Annotated in this window: 15 protein-coding genes; 10 read left to right on the forward strand and 5 right to left on the reverse strand. The window is 71.3% G+C overall.

The genetic code is table 11. The annotated features are described in order from the left end of the window. Nucleotides 1-128 precede the first annotated feature (128 nt). The gene (locus ABZ154_RS16910) at nucleotides 129-926 is read right to left on the reverse strand and encodes a SigE family RNA polymerase sigma factor (protein WP_356833264.1); all 798 of its coding nucleotides are present in this window, start codon (nucleotides 924-926) and stop codon (nucleotides 129-131) included. A 201-nt stretch (nucleotides 927-1,127) separates the two neighbouring features. Here ABZ154_RS16910 and afsQ1 point away from each other — a divergent pair, with 201 nt between their 5' ends. The 5 genes from afsQ1 (at nucleotide 1,128) to ABZ154_RS16935 (ending at nucleotide 5,013) form a co-directional block, all read left to right on the forward strand. Beyond that, nucleotides 1,128-1,805 (forward strand): two-component system response regulator AfsQ1, encoded by a 678-nt coding sequence (afsQ1, locus tag ABZ154_RS16915; protein WP_078533099.1) that lies wholly within the window; start codon nucleotides 1,128-1,130, stop codon nucleotides 1,803-1,805. Further along, the gene (locus tag ABZ154_RS16920; RefSeq protein ID WP_356833266.1) at nucleotides 1,802-3,379 is read left to right on the forward strand and encodes a HAMP domain-containing sensor histidine kinase; all 1,578 of its coding nucleotides are present in this window, start codon (nucleotides 1,802-1,804) and stop codon (nucleotides 3,377-3,379) included. Before afsQ1 ends, ABZ154_RS16920 begins: the two co-directional genes overlap by 4 nt. Beyond that, nucleotides 3,376-4,074: a hypothetical protein gene (locus ABZ154_RS16925; protein ID WP_356833268.1), complete on the forward strand. Its 699-nt coding sequence runs from the start codon at nucleotides 3,376-3,378 to the stop codon at nucleotides 4,072-4,074. The genes ABZ154_RS16920 and ABZ154_RS16925 overlap by 4 nt, the downstream gene beginning before the upstream one ends. A gap of 65 nt (nucleotides 4,075-4,139) precedes the next feature. Then, nucleotides 4,140-4,712: a VanZ family protein gene (locus ABZ154_RS16930; RefSeq protein WP_356833270.1), complete on the forward strand. Its 573-nt coding sequence runs from the start codon at nucleotides 4,140-4,142 to the stop codon at nucleotides 4,710-4,712. 94 nt (nucleotides 4,713-4,806) lie between these two features. Then, nucleotides 4,807-5,013: a PspC domain-containing protein gene (locus tag ABZ154_RS16935; protein ID WP_073879056.1), complete on the forward strand. Its 207-nt coding sequence runs from the start codon at nucleotides 4,807-4,809 to the stop codon at nucleotides 5,011-5,013. A 122-nt stretch (nucleotides 5,014-5,135) separates the two neighbouring features. On the opposite strand, the gene ABZ154_RS16940 is transcribed toward ABZ154_RS16935, so the two are convergent. Both ABZ154_RS16940 and ABZ154_RS16945 read right to left on the reverse strand, forming a co-directional pair. Next, nucleotides 5,136-5,438, reverse strand: coding sequence for a hypothetical protein (locus tag ABZ154_RS16940; protein ID WP_356833272.1), 303 nt, complete (start codon nucleotides 5,436-5,438; stop codon nucleotides 5,136-5,138). 134 nt (nucleotides 5,439-5,572) lie between these two features. After that, nucleotides 5,573-6,727, reverse strand: a complete 1,155-nt coding sequence (locus tag ABZ154_RS16945; protein WP_356833274.1) for an adenosine deaminase — start codon at nucleotides 6,725-6,727, stop codon at nucleotides 5,573-5,575. 113 nt (nucleotides 6,728-6,840) lie between these two features. On the opposite strand from ABZ154_RS16945, the gene ABZ154_RS16950 reads away from it, so the two are divergent. Continuing rightward, the gene (locus tag ABZ154_RS16950; RefSeq protein ID WP_356833276.1) at nucleotides 6,841-7,602 is read left to right on the forward strand and encodes a dienelactone hydrolase family protein; all 762 of its coding nucleotides are present in this window, start codon (nucleotides 6,841-6,843) and stop codon (nucleotides 7,600-7,602) included. A 302-nt stretch (nucleotides 7,603-7,904) separates the two neighbouring features. Here the strand turns inward: ABZ154_RS16950 and ABZ154_RS16955 are convergent, their stop codons facing one another. After that, on the reverse strand, nucleotides 7,905-8,858 hold the full coding sequence (locus ABZ154_RS16955; protein WP_356833278.1) for a LysR family transcriptional regulator: 954 nt from the start codon (nucleotides 8,856-8,858) through the stop codon (nucleotides 7,905-7,907). Nucleotides 8,859-8,920: 62 nt separating this feature from the next. Here ABZ154_RS16955 and ABZ154_RS16960 point away from each other — a divergent pair, with 62 nt between their 5' ends. The 3 genes from ABZ154_RS16960 to ABZ154_RS16970 all read left to right on the forward strand — a co-directional run bounded on the left by ABZ154_RS16960 (nucleotide 8,921) and on the right by ABZ154_RS16970 (nucleotide 12,254). After that, nucleotides 8,921-10,228, forward strand: a complete 1,308-nt coding sequence (locus tag ABZ154_RS16960) for an MFS transporter (RefSeq protein ID WP_356833280.1) — start codon at nucleotides 8,921-8,923, stop codon at nucleotides 10,226-10,228. Between the two features lie 147 nt (nucleotides 10,229-10,375). After that, on the forward strand, nucleotides 10,376-11,092 hold the full coding sequence (locus tag ABZ154_RS16965) for a L,D-transpeptidase (protein WP_356833282.1): 717 nt from the start codon (nucleotides 10,376-10,378) through the stop codon (nucleotides 11,090-11,092). A 121-nt stretch (nucleotides 11,093-11,213) separates the two neighbouring features. Beyond that, nucleotides 11,214-12,254, forward strand: coding sequence for a sigma-70 family RNA polymerase sigma factor (locus ABZ154_RS16970; RefSeq protein ID WP_356833284.1), 1,041 nt, complete (start codon nucleotides 11,214-11,216; stop codon nucleotides 12,252-12,254). Nucleotides 12,255-12,309: 55 nt separating this feature from the next. Here ABZ154_RS16970 and ABZ154_RS16975 read toward each other — a convergent pair whose 3' ends face one another. Continuing rightward, a complete protein-coding gene (locus ABZ154_RS16975; protein WP_356833304.1) occupies nucleotides 12,310-12,681 on the reverse strand; it encodes an STAS domain-containing protein in 372 nt (123 codons plus the stop codon). A 148-nt stretch (nucleotides 12,682-12,829) separates the two neighbouring features. On the opposite strand from ABZ154_RS16975, the gene ABZ154_RS16980 reads away from it, so the two are divergent. Beyond that, nucleotides 12,830-16,171: a S8 family serine peptidase gene (locus ABZ154_RS16980; RefSeq protein WP_356833286.1), complete on the forward strand. Its 3,342-nt coding sequence runs from the start codon at nucleotides 12,830-12,832 to the stop codon at nucleotides 16,169-16,171. Nucleotides 16,172-16,267 lie beyond the last annotated feature (96 nt).

Here is a 16,267-nt window from a genome sequence, read left to right on the forward strand (position 1 = left end):
AGCGACGGACCGTTTCCCCCGTGTTTCCCCCGTGTTTCCCCCGGGCCCCCTCGGACCCGTTCTTCCTGCTCCCCCGTAGCCCCTGCCTCCCCCGAAGCAGTGGCCGTTCCCCCGTTTCCCCCGCTGCCTCAGGCCACCAGCTCGCCGAAGGACTCCTGCTCGTCACGTCCGAAGCTGAGGACCTCGTCCTCGCGCAGCCGGCGGAGGGACCGCCAGATGCTCGACTTCACCGTGCCGACACTGATGTCGAGGATCGACGCGATCTCCGGATCGGTGCGGCCCTCGTAGTACCGCAGGACCAGCATCGTGCGCTGGAGTTCGGGCAGCCGGGCGAGCGCCTGCCAGAGCACCGCCCGCAGCTCCGTGCCGCGCATCGCGTCCGTGTCGCCCACCGTCTCCGGCAGCTCCTCGGTCGGGTATTCGTTCAGCTTGCGCCGGCGCCAGGCGCTGATGTGCAGGTTCGTCATGGTGCGGCGCAGATAGCCGCCGACCGCCGCCTTGTCGCTGATCCTGTCCCAGGCCCGGTACGTCGAGAAGAGGGCGCTCTGCAGCAGGTCCTCGGCCTCGAAGCGGTCGCCGGTCAGGTGGTAGGCGGTTGCGTACAGGGAGGCCCGCCGCTCCTGGACGTAGGCCGTGAACGCCGCTTCGGCGCCCTCGGTCCCCGCCCGGTCGGTGCGGTCCCCCGTGGCCTCCCCGTCCGCGCTTCCCCCGTTGTCCCCCCGCTTCTCCCCCGTGGGCGCGTCAACCACCGTGATGTACGGCTTGCGCAACTGCTCCGCCGTCGCCGCCGGGCGCTGACGCCCGACGCTCCGAACACACCCCCGCATGTTCGTCACGTTCGTCGCGCCGGACTTCTCCGTGGACCGGCCGACGTCGTGGAGACGCGTCACAACTGCGCTTGAGCTGGTGCTGTGCAGTGCGTTCATCTCGCGCCCCCTGTCGGTGGAGATCGGTGAAGTCCGTTCGTTTCCCGCGTTTTCCTGCTGCCCAAGAGCTTGCCGGGGCAGTTTCATGGCGCTGTCCCCCGACTGTCACAGGCCTGTCACAGGGGCTGTCGCGGCCGTGCCCGGACATCGGGACCGGCCACAGGTCGAACTGAAGCGCCACCATGGGCCAGAATGACGCTCGTGCCTTTCCTGCTGCTGATCGAGGACGACGACGCCATCCGCACGGCCCTCGAACTCTCGTTGTCACGCCAGGGCCACCGTGTGGCCACCGCGGCGACGGGAGAGGACGGCCTGGAGCTGCTGCGTGAGCAGCGCCCCGACCTGGTCGTGCTGGATGTGATGCTGCCCGGGATCGACGGTTTCGAGGTGTGCCGGCGAATCCGGCGCACCGACCAGCTGCCGATCATTCTGCTGACCGCGCGCAGCGACGACATCGACGTCGTGGTGGGACTGGAGTCCGGCGCGGACGACTACGTGGTCAAACCCGTCCAGGGCCGGGTGCTGGACGCCCGGATCCGGGCGGTACTGCGCCGCGGTGAGCGCGAGTCGACCGACTCGGCGACCTTCGGCAACGTGGTCATCGACCGTTCCGCCATGACCGTGACCAAGGGCGGTGAGGATCTGCAGCTCACGCCGACGGAGCTGCGTCTCCTGCTGGAGCTGAGCCGCCGGCCCGGCCAGGCCCTCTCCCGCCAGCAGCTGCTGCGTCTGGTGTGGGAGCACGACTACCTGGGCGACTCACGCCTGGTGGACGCCTGTGTGCAGCGGCTGCGCGCCAAGGTGGAGGACGTGCCGTCCTCGCCGACCCTGATCCGTACGGTGCGGGGCGTGGGTTACCGGCTGGACTCGCCTCAGTGACGGAGAGAACCAAGCGGTCCCTGCGCGCGGGGCTGCGCTGGACCAGTCTGCGGCTGCGGCTCGTCGTGGTGTTCGCGCTGGTGGCGCTGACCGCCGCGGTCTCCGCCTCGGGGATCGCGTACTGGCTCAACCGCGAGGCCGTGCTGACCCGTACGCAGGACACCGCGCTCGACGACTTCCGGCGGCAGATGCAGGACACGGCGGCGGCGCTGCCGGTGCGGCCCACCAAGGACGACCTCCAGCGGGCCGCCGGGCAGATGGCCTCCGGCGGCCCCGGCTACAGCGTGCTGCTGGTGGACGAGCGCGAGCGCGGCAAGCCGATCGTCGGCTTCTCCGACCTGGACACCTTCACCCGGGACGACGTACCGGACTCGCTGCAGGAGCAGGTGGCCCGCAAGCAGCCGCTGAACTCGGACAACGAGCACGAGTACCACCTGTTCTGGCAGCGTACGAGCATCGCGGGCACTCCGTACCTCGTCGCCGGTACGCGGATCATCGGCGGCGGCCCGACCGGGTACATGCTCAAGTCCCTGGACCAGGAGCGGCAGGACCTCAACTCGCTGGCCTGGTCGCTGGGGATCGCCACCACCCTGGCGCTGATCGGTTCGGCGCTGCTGGCCCAGGCCGCCGCGACGACGGTCCTGCGCCCCGTGCAGCGGCTCGGTGACGCGGCCCGCAAGCTCGGGGAGGGCAAGCTCGACACCCGGCTCACCGTCTCCGGTACGGACGAGCTCGCCGACCTCTCCCGTACGTTCAACCGGACCGCGAGCTCGTTGGAGAAGAAGGTCGCGGACATGAGCGCGCGGGAGGAGTCGAGCCGGCGGTTCGTCGCCGACATGTCGCACGAGCTCCGCACCCCGCTGACCGCGATCACCGCGGTGGCCGAGGTGCTGGAGGACGAGGCGGACAGTCTCGACCCGATGATCGCGCCCGCCGTGCACCTCGTGGTGAGCGAGACCCGGCGGCTGAACGACCTGGTGGAGAACCTGATGGAGGTGACCCGCTTCGACGCGGGCACCGCGCGACTGGTCCTGGACGACGTCGACGTGGCCGACCAGGTCACCGCGTGCATCGACGCGCGGGCCTGGCTGGACGCGGTGGACCTGGACGCGGAGCGCGGCATGATGGTCCGCCTCGACCCGCGCCGCCTCGACGTGATCCTGGCCAATCTGATCGGCAACGCCCTCAAGCACGGGGGGTCGCCGGTGGGGGTCAGGGTGCGGACCGAGGGCGAGGAGCTGGTCATCGAGGTACGGGACCACGGTCCGGGCATCCCCGAGGAGGTGCTGCCGCACGTCTTCGACCGGTTCTACAAGGCCAGCGCCTCCCGGCCGCGTTCGGAGGGCAGCGGGCTCGGGCTCTCGATCGCCATGGAGAACGCGCACATCCACGGCGGTGACATCACGGCCGCCAACTCCCCCGACGGCGGGGCGGTCTTCGTCCTGCGGCTGCCGCGCGACCCCTCGGAGCTGACCGGCGGCGGGGCGGACGGGCGCGGCGGGCGGGACAGGGACGGCGGGTCCCGGGGCGGAGACGTGGACGGAGACGTGGACGGGGACGGTGGGGTGGCATGACGGGTGTGTTCCGGCCGACGAGGCGCTCGTCCCGGGTGGCCGGGGGCCCGTCCTGGGTCTCAGAGGGCCCCTCCAGGGTGACGGCGGGCCCGTTCCGACGGCGCGCCGCCGTCGCCGCCCTGGGCGCCGTCCTGGCGGTCGTCGTGCTGGCCTCGGGGTGCGGGATCCGGACGACGTCCGTGCCCGTGGACGCCGGGGCAGCGCCTTCCCGGGTGCCGTGCAAGCTGCCCTCGGCGGATGTCACGACCCGGTCCCCGGACAGCGTCGCGGCACCGGTGTACCTGGTGTGCGCCTCGCAGCTGGTGACCGTGGACCGGCCGGTACCGGCCGGCACGTCCGGCTCCGGCGCACTGGTGGCCGCCCGCGCCCTGCTGGGCCAGGTGCAGCAGGCGCCGCCCGAGAGCGAGCGCCGGGCCGGGTTCTCCACGGCGGTCCCGGCGGGGCTGCGGGTGGAGCCCTCCCGGGCCGGCGACCCGGCGGGCACTCTTCGGCTGAGCAGCCAGCCCGAGGACCTCTCGGAGGAGGCGCTGGCCCAGCTGGTGTGCACGTACGCGGAGAACCAGGCGCTGGTCACCAAGGGCTCGGTGGTCCTCGGCGGCCCCGGGGAGTACCCGCCGCGCGGCTATCTCTGCACCTCGCAGACGAAGGCGCGGCCGCAGGACGGAACCGCTCCGGACGTGCTCGACCTGGACTGAGCGTCCGAACACCGCGAGGCCCCCGGCGAAGTCACGGAACCGATCCTGCCGGTCGCGGCGTCTTGGTGGACGTGCGTCAAGGTCCGGACGGTCAGGCCGTCATCCACTTCCGCGCGGCGGGGGTCACTCTCCTCCTCGCACACCTGCTGCTCGTCGGGTGGCTGACGCTGCGCCCGCTGGACGTGCCCTGGATCACGGCCGCCAACTTCGAGCCGCTCGCCACGATCAGGGCCGACCTCGCGCTGGGCCCGGTCGAGGCCGTGCGCCGGATCGGCGGGGCGCTGCTCCTGCTGGCCCCACTCGGGGTGCTGCTGCCGATGGCCGGGGGCCGGATCTTCGTCTCCCCCTGGGTGTCGCTGCTGCGGACGGTGGCGGCCGGGGCGCTGATCTCGCTCGCCATCGAGCTGGGCCAGACCGGGGTGCCGGGCCAGGTGGTCGACATCGACTCGGTGCTGCTGAACACCAGCGGTGTGGTCCTGGCCCATCTGCTGGTCGTCCCGGTGTGCCGGGCGCGGCTGCGCCGCCGCGGAGTGCCGGGCGTACGGGATCTGCCCCGGTACCGGCGGGAGACCCGTCTCAGGGACGAGGCCCCTGGGGGTCCGACCCCGACGATTACCAGGGTCGGCATCGCCCCGTAGAGCGATGCTTTGTCCCTCTTCGCGGGCGCACCATGGATATACCGGGAGCCGAACAGAGCCGCTCCCACCGCTACCGTTCGCGAAGGAGCCCACCATGGCCGCACTGGTCCGCCCCACTGAAGGCCGCATGATCGGCGGCGTGTGCGCGGGGCTGGCACGGCGCTTCGGCACCTCGGCCGGCACGATGCGCGTCATCTTCGTCGTCTCGTGCCTGCTGCCCGGCCCGCAGTTCCTGATCTATCTGGCCCTGTGGGCGCTGCTGCCCTCGGAGAAGTCCTCCTCGTCCGCGACGGCCTGGTGACGCGGCAGGCGACACGACAGGGTGCGGTGTCGGCGTACGCACGGCGCAGCACAGCTCAGCACAGTGGGGCGCACACCCCGATCCAGGGTGTGCGCCCCACGGTCGTCCCTGTGCGGGTGCGGTCAGCCGCCGAGCGGAATGCCGTTGGCGGTCAGTCCCTGGGTGGGCAGTCCGCCGAGCAGGCCGGTGACCGGGGCGGCGGCGTCGGTGGCGTCGCCGCCGAGGACCTTGCCGACGGTCTCCTGGACCGGCGCGTTCTGGGCCGCCGTGGCGACGCTCTCCAGCGCCATGGTGGAGACGGGGAGCGCACCGGCCACGGTGTCGAGCGGCAGCGAGGGGGCGGCGGAGGCGCTCCCGGCAGCGGCCGCGGCGAAAGCGGCGCCGATAGCGGCGACACCGAGAGTCTTGGCAGCGGTCTTCTTCATGAAGAATTCATCCTTGGGGAAGGGGATGTGAGCGGCTCTGCACGGTAGTCATGCCGCCACCCCGTCCGCAAACATCCCGACACGCGAAAAATGGCCGGGAATTCGATTCCCGGCCATCTTCCATATCCCGAACGTCAGCTCGCGGGAGCAGCAGAACCACTGGTCACAGCGGTCTGCCGGAAAAGCCACTCGGATTTCAGCTCGGCATAACCAGGCTTGACGACCTCATTGATCATCGCCAGACGTTCGTCGAAAGGAATGAAAGCTGATTTCATCGCATTGACGGTGAACCACTGCATGTCGTCGAGCGTGTATCCGAACGCCTCGGTCAACAGCTCGAATTCCCGGCTCATGCTCGTCCCGCTCATGAGGCGGTTGTCCGTGTTCACGGTGACGCGGAAATGCAGCTTCCGCAGCAGCCCGATCGGGTGCTCCGCGTACGAGGTGGCCGCGCCGGTCTGCAGGTTGGACGTCGGGCACATCTCCAGCGGGATGCGCTTGTCGCGTACGTAGGAGGCGAGGCGGCCGAGGGTGACCGAGCCGTCGTCGGCGACCTCGATGTCGTCGATGATCCGCACCCCGTGGCCGAGCCGGTCGGCGCCGCACCACTGCAGGGCCTGCCAGATCGAGGGCAGGCCGAAGGCCTCGCCCGCGTGGATCGTGAAGTGGTTGTTCTCCCGCTTGAGGTACTCGAAAGCGTCGAGGTGGCGGGTGGGAGGGAAGCCGGCCTCGGCGCCCGCGATGTCGAAGCCGACGACGCCCTGGTCGCGGTAGCTGTTGGCCAGCTCGGCGATCTCCAGCGCGCGGGCCGCGTGCCGCATGGCGGTGAGCAGGGCGCCGACGCGGATGCGGTGGCCGTTGGCCCGGGCGATGCGCTCGCCCTCACGGAAGCCCGCGTTGACCGCCTCGACGACCTCTTCGAGGGTCAGGCCGCCCTCAAGGTGCTGCTCGGGGGCGTACCGGATCTCGGCGTAGACGACGCCGTCCTCGGCGAGGTCCTCGGCGCACTCAGCGGCCACCCGGAAGAGCGCGTCGCGGGTCTGCATGACGGCGCAGGTGTGGGCGAAGGTCTCCAGATACCGCGGCAGCGAACCGGAGTCGGCGGCCTCGCGGAACCAGACGCCGAGCTTGTCGGCCTCGGTCTCGGGGAGGGAGTCGTAGCCCTGCGCGCGGGCCAGCTCGATGATCGTGCCCGGCCGCAGGCCGCCGTCGAGGTGGTCGTGGAGCAGCACCTTGGGGGCGCGCCGGATCTGGTCGGAATCAGGGACATTCAGGGTCTGGCTCGTCATCTGGGCACTCTAGCGCCTACGCGCGTAGAGCGCTGGGTGGCGCCTTCCGTCGATGCGTAACAGTGACCGGAAAGTCGGGTGGAGTACACCTGCCCTTCTGAGACTGTTCTGTCATGGCACAGCGCGCACTCCCCCTGCCTGCTGCGAGGCTGGGACGGGCCGTTTCGACGGCCGGAGCACCCTACGAGGTCAGCGGCGTGGTCCTGCTGCTCCCTGACGGCGAGGCCGACTCACGGCGCCGCCCCTCCCCCCTGTCGTACGCGGTCCAGCTGCCGTTCGCCCGTGCGCTGGCGCGCGCCGGGGAGGGCGACGGGCTGGCGGTGCACGTCCTGCGCTACCGCTGCCGCGGCTGGAACGACACCGACGCGCACCCGGCCGAGGACGCCGCCTGGGCGGCCGACGAGGTCCAGCGGCGGTACGGGGACGTGCCCGTGTGCCTGGTCGGCCACGGGATGGGCGGGCGGGCGGCGCTGCGGGCCGCCGGTCACGGGGCGGTCACCTCGGTCCTGGCGATGGCCCCCTGGCTGCCGGAGCACGCCGCCGCCGAACCGGAGCCGGTGAAGCAGCTCGTGGGGCGGCGGGTGCTGATCGTGCACGGCACCGACGACGAGCGCACCGACCCGGAGCTGTCGTACCGGCTGGCCGAGCGGGCGAAGAAGTCCAACCGGGACACCTGCCGCTTCGAGGTCCACTCGGACGGGCACGCGCTGCGCCAGCACCGCTCCGAAGTGGTGGCGCTGGCCGCCGACTTCGTCCGGGGTTCGCTCTTCGCCCGGTCCTACGCCCGGCCGGTGAAGGACGCGCTGGCCGCACCACCGCCGCTGGGGCTGCGGATGCCGCTGGCCGCCGGGTTCGGGCGGTCGCTGCGGCACTGAACGCCTGATGCTTACGGAGCGGAGCGCGTACGGCGTCAGGCCGCACGCTCCCGGGCCCACTCCGGACCGGGCTCCCCCCTGGGCCACCCGGAGCGAGGCGGTCAGGTCTGTCTGGTAGGCCGGCGACTCCCTCCCCCTCCGCGCGTGCTCGAGGACGGATCGGTACAGGAACTGGACGGCGGCGACGGGTGCCGCTTCGCATCTCCCGACGTACCGGTCGAACGCACTCCTCGTGTCCTTGGCGGGCAACGGTCTGCTCTCCGCTCTTCCTTCGGGGCTTCTCTCAGGTTCCAGGGCGCACTTCAGTCCGGCAGCAGATTCCCCCGCCGCGAGAGGAGGAACCGCTTGAAGGCGGCGACCGGCGGGGTGTCGGGGTGGCCGTCCAGCCAGGCGACCCCGATCTCGCGGACCGCGCGCGGGGCGGTGACCGTCAGCTCCACGACACCCGGCCGGGCGACCGCGGGCGGCGGCAGCAGGGCCACCCCGAGCCCGGCGGCGACCAGCCCGCGCAGGGTCTCGGCCTCCTCCCCCTCGAAGGCGACGCGTGGGGTGAAACCGGCCTCCGTGCAGAGGTCGTCGGTGATCCGGCGCAGCCCGTAACCCGGCTCCAGCGTCACGAACGTCTCGTCGGCGGCCTCCGCGAGGCGGATGCGGCGGCGGGAAGCCAGTCGGTGGTCGTCGGGGACCACCAGACGCAGGCGCTGTTCGTCCAGGCGGCGGGTGACCAGGTCGGGGGCGTCGGGCACGGGCGAGGTGAGGCAGAGGTCGAGACCGCCCGCGCGCAGCCGCTCGATCATCGCCTCGCCGTAGTTCTGGACGAGCTGGAAGCGGACCTTCGGGTGGTCGGCCCGGAAGCCGCGGATCAGGGCGGGTACGGTCTCCGACCCCATGGTGTGCAGAAAGCCGAAGGAGACCCGGCCCGCTGTGGGGTCGGCGTCCGCCCGGACCGAGTCGGCGGCCTTCTCCACCTCGGCCAGGGCCCGTTCGGCAGAGGTGAGGAAGGTGCGGCCGGCCGGCGTGAGCGAGACGGTACGGCCCTTGCGGGCGAACAGGGCGACGCCCAGGTCCGTTTCGAGCCGGACCATGGCCCGCGAGAGCGTGGACTGCGGGACGCCGAGCTCATGTGCGGCGCGGGTCACATGCTCGTGCCGGGCGACCGCCTCGAAGTACGCGAGGCGGGGCGCGAGGACGGCCCGGATGTCTTCTTCGTAACTGCTCGGTGACAGCCGAGGCTGTGAGCTGCGTTGATGCGCCATGGGATCGATTATGGCGGTTTCGTGCATTGGACGCATGAAACGTGGGGCCCTACGTTCGTCGTATGCCTCCCGCCGATACCGGGGCATCCACCGTCGTCGTGGATGCCTCTGCCCCGTCGTCCCCCGTCATCACCTCCCGCGCCGCCGCGCCCGCCGCCGAGCGACTGGAGCCCGGCCGCCCCGGCTACCGCCGGATGAGCTTCGCGCTCTTCGCCGCAGGTGTCGCGGCCTTCGCCCTCCTCTACTCCACCCAGGCCCTGCTTCCCGCGATCTCCGCCTCCTACGGCGTGAGCGCCGGCCAGGCGAGCTGGACGGTCTCCGCGGCGACCGGCGCACTGGCGCTCTGCGTGCTGCCGCTGAGCGCGCTCTCGGAGCGGTTCGGGCGGCGGCAGATGATGACGGCCTCGCTGACGGTCGCGGTCCTGGTCGGGATGCTGGTGCCGTTCGCCCCCTCGATCGGCTGGCTGATCGCGCTCCGGGCGATCCAGGGCGCGGCGCTCGCCGGGCTTCCGGCCTCCGCGATGGCGTATCTCGCGGAGGAGGTCCGGCCCAAGGCGCTGATCGCGGCCATCGGGCTGTTCGTCGCGGGCAACAGCATCGGCGGCATGAGCGGTCGCATCCTCACCGGCTGGGTCGCCCAGCTGTGGGGCTGGCGCGCGGCGCTCGCGGCGGTCGGGCTGCTGGCGGTGGCGTGCGCCGTGGCGTTCCACTTCCTGATCCCCAAGGAGCGTAACTTCACCCCCGGTTCGCTGAACCCGAAGGCACTGGCGAAGACCGTCGCCACCCACCTGGGCAACCCGCTGCTGGTGAGGCTGTACGCGATCGGCGCGCTGTTCATGACGGTGTTCGGCGCGGTCTACACGGTGATCGGCTACCGGCTGGCCGAGGAGCCGTTCTCGCTGCCGCAGGGCATCGTCGGGTCGATCTTCCTGGTCTACCTGGTCGGTACGGTCTCCTCCGCCGCGGCCGGGCGCCTGGTGGCCCGCCTCGGCCGCCGGGGCGCGCTCTACCTGGCGGTCTCCACCACGACGGCCGGGCTGCTGCTCTCGCTCGCCGACCAGCTGGCCGCCGTCCTGCTGGGCCTAGTGCTGATCACGGCCGGGTTCTTCGCCGGGCACGCGGTCGCCTCCTCCTCGGTGAGCCGGACCGCGACGACGGGCCGGGCACAGGCGTCGGCGCTCTACCAGTCGGCGTACTACCTGGGCTCCAGCGCGGGCGGCACCCTCGGCGCGGTCGCCTTCCACGCGGGCGGCTGGGCGGCGACGGTGGCACTGGGCCTGTTCGCGGTCATCGGCGTCGTCTCCATCACGCTGTACGGGACCCGGGTGGCGCGGGCCGAGCGGCGGGCGCTGGTGCCGGCGACGCGGTGACCCTCCGGGGGCTCGTTCCGGAGGCGTCATTCCGGCCATGCCGGACCGCGACGCAACCGAGACCTGCCCCGTGCAACCACCCTTCCCTTTCGCGCGTCTACCAGGCGTAACCACAAAATCACTGTGGGCGAAGGGGAGTTGGGGCACATGGGAGTGATGGCGAACGTATCCGGAGGGCGACTGCGACGCGGGGTCGCGCTCTCCGTGGCCGGGCTTGTGGCGGCACCCGCCCTGGTCCTGGGCACCGGCACCGCGGCCCAGGCGGCCTCCTGCTCCACTTCCACCGGGCCGCACCAGAAGCAGGTCGAGAAGTTCCTGAAGCGGCCCGTGGACGGCAAGCAGTCGGCCGCCGACTGCAAGGCGATCCAGAAGTTCCAGAAGGCCCACGGGATCACCCCCACCATCGGCTACGCGGGGCCGCTGACCTGGCGCACGATGAACACGATGAACGCCCAGAAGGCGGCCGGGAAGACCCCGAACAAGGCCGGTAAGTGCCCCACCGGCAAGGGCCGCATCGCCTGCGTCGACCTGACCCGGCAGCTGAGCTGGATCCAGGACGGCAAGAAGCTGAAGTACGGCCCGGTGCCGGTGCGGACCGGGCGTGACGGCGCGGAGACCCGGACCGGCGCGAAGAAGATCTACTGGCGCAACATCAAGCACTGGTCGACGATCTACAAGGTATGGATGCCGCACTCGCAGTTCTTCGACGGCGGCCAGGCGTTCCACTCGGTCACCAAGTCCATGTACAACCCGCCGGGCTCCGGAGGGTGCGTGAACATGCGCCCCGCCGACGCGAAGGCATACTGGAAACTGCTGAAGAACGGCGACGACGTGTACGTCTACGGGCGCAAGCCCGGGACCTGATCCGTTCTGTCCGGCGTTCGCCCGTCGGCTCCTTTCCACCCCTGTTGTCAGTGGCCTGCGGTAGCTTCCGACCTACCGGGTGACGGATGCCGCGGCGCGGCTGCGCGACAGGGGTGGAGCGATGAGCGATCTGACCACGAGGACGGCCGCGGGGGCGGGTGCCGGCGGTGCGGATGCCGCGGGCCCCACGGATGTCGACGCCCGCCTCGAAGGCCACCGGACCGAGCTGACCGGGTACTGCTACCGGATGCTCGGCTCGGCGTTCGAGGCCGAGGACGCGGTGCAGGACACCCTGGTGCGGGCCTGGCGCAACTTCGACAAGTTCGAGGGCCGCTCCTCGCTGCGCTCCTGGCTCTACCGGATCGCCACGAATGTCTGCCTGGACATGCTGAGCGCGGGCAACAAGCGGGCCCGTCCGGTCGACCTGACGGGCCCGACCCCCCTCGCGCAGGCCGCCCTCAGTCCCCGGCCGGAGAACGTCTGGCTGGAGCCGGCGCCGGACGGCCGCATCCTGCCGACGGTCGAGGACCCGGCGGAGGCCGCCGTGGCGCGGGAGTCGGTGCGCCTGGCGTTCGTCGCGGCCCTCCAGCACCTGCCGCCCAAGCAGCGTGCCGTGCTGATCCTGCGCGAGGTGCTCGCCTGGAAGGCCGCCGAGGTCGCCGAGCTGCTGGAGACCACCGTCGCCTCGGTCAACAGCGCCCTTCAGCGGGCCCGCGCCACCCTGACCGAGCACGAGGGCCGGGTCCCGGACGCTGCGGACCCGCTCGACGAGGAGCAGCAGAAGCTCCTGGAGCGCTATGTGAAGGCGTTCGAGGGGTACGACATGGCCGCACTGACCGCGCTGCTCCACGAGGACGCGGTGATGACGATGCCGCCGTTCGACCTGTGGCTCCAGGGCACCCCGGACATCACGGGCTTCATGACGACCATCGGCGCGGCGTGCGCGGGCTCCCGGCTGGTGCCCGTCTCGGCCAACGGCTCCCCGGGCTTCGCGCACTACAAGCCCGACCCGGAGGGCTCCGGCTTCGTGCCGTGGGCGGTCCAGGTCATCGACGTCCGGGACGGGGCGATCTCGGGGATGCACTGCTTCCTGGACGTGGAGCGCTGGTTCCCGCTGTTCGGCCTGCCCGAGCGGCTTCCGGCGGTGGCGGCCGGGGAGTGACCCGCTCGGTGCGGCCCCGCGGGACACCGCGGGGCCGCACCGCGTCCCCGACCGGTCAGTACGGCCCCGGCACCCGCTCCTCCGATCCCTCCAGGGCGACCACGTCCGCCAGCCCCACCAGGTCCAGCAGCCCCTGGAGTTCGGGCCCCACCCGGCGCAGCCGCAGCTGCCTCCCGGTCCGGCGGGCCACGAGCGCCAGCCGGGCCACCACCTCGACCAGGGCCAGGTCCGGCCGCTCCGCCCCGCCCACGTCGCAATCGACCGGCGCGGCCGGGTCGAGGGCAGCGCTGCGGGGCTCGTTCAGCAGGGTCTCCAGCTCCGTGCAGAGGGCCGGTACGGCGTCACGGGTGACGTGTCCGGTGACGACGAGGACGATCGGATTCATGGCTGCCACACCAGAAGGACCGGTCCGGTGACCGAAACTCATCGCCGCCCGGGCAGGATCCTCCCCGAGGAGAGTCAACTCACAACTTGTACACATCCCTTGCGAACCTCTTCACGAATTTTCCCCTCTAGGTTGAGTGAACGGTTCACAGGAACCGCCTCATTCTCCAGGGGGAGAGTTGCACAGACACATGAAGAGGGTGGGGGTCCCGGCTGTCGCCGCGGCAGCCGCCGTCGCACTCGCCGCGGGCATGACCACGCCCGCCGCCGCCCAGCCGTTCTCGCCCGGAGCCGTGGCCAAGGCGGCCGCCGGTTCCACGGGCAAGGCCTCGCACCAGTTGACGCTGATCACCGGCGACCGGGTGTCCGTGGACGCCAAGGGCCGGGTCGTGGGCTTCCAGCCCGCGGAGGGCCGCGACGGCATCCCGGTGCACAAGCAGATACGTGACGGGCGCACGCTCGTCATACCCGGCGACGCCCAGCGGCTCATCGCCTCGGGCAAGCTCGACCGGCGGCTGTTCGACATCACCGAGCTGAACCGGCCGGAGAACCGCCGGGCCCAGAAGAAGGACCTGCGGCTCATCGTCAGCTACCGGGGCGCGCAGAGCGCCCAGGCGAAGGCGGAGGTCCGGGACGCGGGCTCGACCCGGATCGGCCGGAGCCTGACGTCGCTGAACGCGCAGTCGGTCGCGACGCCGAAGGCGGACGCCCCGGACCTGTGGCAGGCGCTCACCAGTGAGCAGGCCGACGGCGCCCAGCGCACCACCGCGGCCGGCATCGACCGGGTCTGGCTGGACGGCAGGCGCAAGGTGGCCCTGGACCGCAGCGTCGCCCAGATCGGGGCGCCGACCGCCTGGAAGGCCGGTTACACCGGCAAGGGCGTCAAGATCGCGGTCCTGGACACCGGCGTGGACGGGACCCACGTCGACCTCAAGGGCAAGATCGTCGCGGCGAAGAACTTCACCAGGTCGCCCGACCTCAAGGACCGCATCGGTCACGGCACCCACGTCGCCTCGACGGCCGCGGGCTCCGGCGCCAAGTCCGGAGGCAAGTTCAAGGGCGTGGCCCCGGACGCCAAGCTCCTGGCGGGCAAGGTCCTCGGCGACGACGGGTACGGCGACGACTCCGGCATCCTGGCCGGGATGGAGTGGGCAGTCGCCCAGGGCGCCGACGTCGTCAACCTGAGCCTCGGCGGCATGGACACCCCCGAGGTGGACGCGCTGGAAGCCGCGGTCAACAAGCTCTCGGCCACCAAGGGCGTCCTGTTCGCCATCGCGGCGGGCAATGAGGGCAGCGGCGCGGGCACGGTCGGCTCGCCGGGCAGTGCGGAGGCGGCGCTGACCGTCGGCGCGGTCGACGTGAACGACAAGCTTGCGGGCTTCTCCAGCCGCGGCCCGCGCGTGGGCGACGGCGGCATCAAGCCCGATGTCACGGCCCCCGGCGTCGCCATCACGGCGGCTTCCGCCAAGGACTCGGAGATCGCCCGGGAGGTCGGCGAGAAGCCGGCCGGCTACCTCACGATCGACGGTACGTCGATGGCCACCCCGCACGTCGCGGGCGCCGCGGCGCTGCTCAAGCAGCAGCACCCCAAGTGGACGTACAAGCAGCTGAAGAGCGTGCTGGCGTCCTCCACCAAGCCGGGCGCGTACACGCCGTTCCAGCAGGGTACGGGCCGGATCGCGGTGGACCGGGCGCTCACCCAGACCGTGGTGAGCGAGCAGGTCTCGGTCAACCTCGGTGTGCAGCAGTGGCCGCACACCGACGACACCCCGGTCACCAAGAAGATCACCTACCGCAACCTGGGCACCGCGGACATCACCCTCGACCTGACGGTCGCCGGCACCGGCCCGAAGGGCAAGCCCGCTCCGGCCGGCTTCTTCACCCTCGGCGCCTCGCAGGTCACCGTGCCCGCGGGCGGCACCGCCGCGGTGGCGCTGACGGCCGACACCCGGCTCGGCGGCGCGGAGGTCGGCTCGTACTCCGCGTACGTCGTGGCCACCGGTGACGGCCAGAGCGTCCGCACCGCGGCCGCGGTCGACCGCGAGCGCGAGTCGTACGACGTCACGCTGAGGGGCATCAGCCGTACGGGCAAGGTCCCGGCATCCGGAGACGTCCTGCTGGAGGACCTGGGCAACGCCGGGTTCGTATCGTTCGGCTCGGTCTTCAAGAGCGGCGTGGCCAAGGTGCGGGTGCCCAAGGGCACCTACGTGCTGAACAGCAGCGTCGTCACGGACCCGAAGAAGAAGTGGGACGTCGACTGGCTCGTCCAGCCGAAGCTGAGCGTCACGAAGAACACGACGATCACGCTGGACGCCCGGAAGACCAAGCCGGCCACCGTCACCCTGCCGGTGAAGGGGACCAAGCTCCGCGGCATCCAGACCGAGTACACGGTCGCGAGCAAGCAGATGGACCTCACCTACGGCTGGGCGGTCGGCGGCAAGGGGACCCTCCGCACCGCCCACGTCGGCCCGAAGATCACCGACGGTTCGCTCACCCAGCGGTGGGCCGGCAGTTGGAACAAGGGCGCGGCGGGCGACTACAACATCGCGTTCGGCGGCAAGGTCACGCAGTTCGCCACGGGCGTCAGCCGTAAGTACAAGGCCAGTCAGTTCGCCACGGTGAAGCTCACCATGGGCGTCGGCGCGGTCAAGAAGAAGACCGGCGAGGTCGCCCCCATCGCCGAGCTGCCGGGCGGGTACGGGATGTACGGCGCGCCCGCCTACCAGGCGCTGCCCGGCGTCCGTACGGTCCGGGTCGCCACCAGCGACAAGGCCCGTTGGGGCCTGATGTTCGCCCAGATCGGCGGCAAGGACAAAAAGGGCCACCTGATCTACGAGGCGGGCTACTTCCTCGGGCACCCCGCCGCCTACAAGGGCGGCAAGTCCTACACGAAGACCGTGAACACCGGGGTCTTCGGCCCGCGGCTGACCGGGTACGACGGCGTCTACCGCGACGGCAACGAGATCGCCGGCTTCGTCCCGCTGCTGGCGGACGGCAAGGGCAACGACGGCGCGCCGGAGTTCTCCTCGGTCTCGACGGTGCTCCACCGCAACGGGAAGAAGTTCGCCCAGAACACGGACCCGCTCCAGGGCTGGGACTACTTCACGGTCCCGGCGGGCAACGCCGACTACAAGCTCACCTCGTCGGTGAAGCACAGCGCGAAGATCGGCGCCCTCTCCACCCGGGTCGACGTCAGCTTCTCCTTCCGCTCCAAGAAGGCGGACGCGAAGCTCCCGGCCTCCACCGTCCGCTTCACCCCCGCCCTGACCACCGACGGCCGGGCCAAGGCGGGCAAGACCATCTCCGTGCCGGTGAGGGTGCAGGGTTCGGCCGCCGGGAAGAACCTCAAGTCGCTGGCGACGTACGTCAGTTACAACGGCGGCAAGACCTGGAAGAAGGTCACCGTGAAGAAGGGCAAGATCACGGTGAAGAACCCGGCGAAGGGCAAGGCCATCTCCTTCGCCGCCAACATCACCGACAAGAAGGGCAACAAGTCCACGGTGCGGATCTACAACGCGTACCTGGGCAAGTGACGAGCTACACCCGGTAGTCTCCTCGGTGATATCCCCGATGCTGTCGAGCATGGTGGTGAACCGGCCGACGTAGGCCAACGCGTTGCTGACGCTCAG

Source organism: Streptomyces sp. NPDC006261, from assembly GCF_040613515.1.
Taxonomy (GTDB): Bacteria; Actinomycetota; Actinomycetes; order Streptomycetales; family Streptomycetaceae; genus Streptomyces.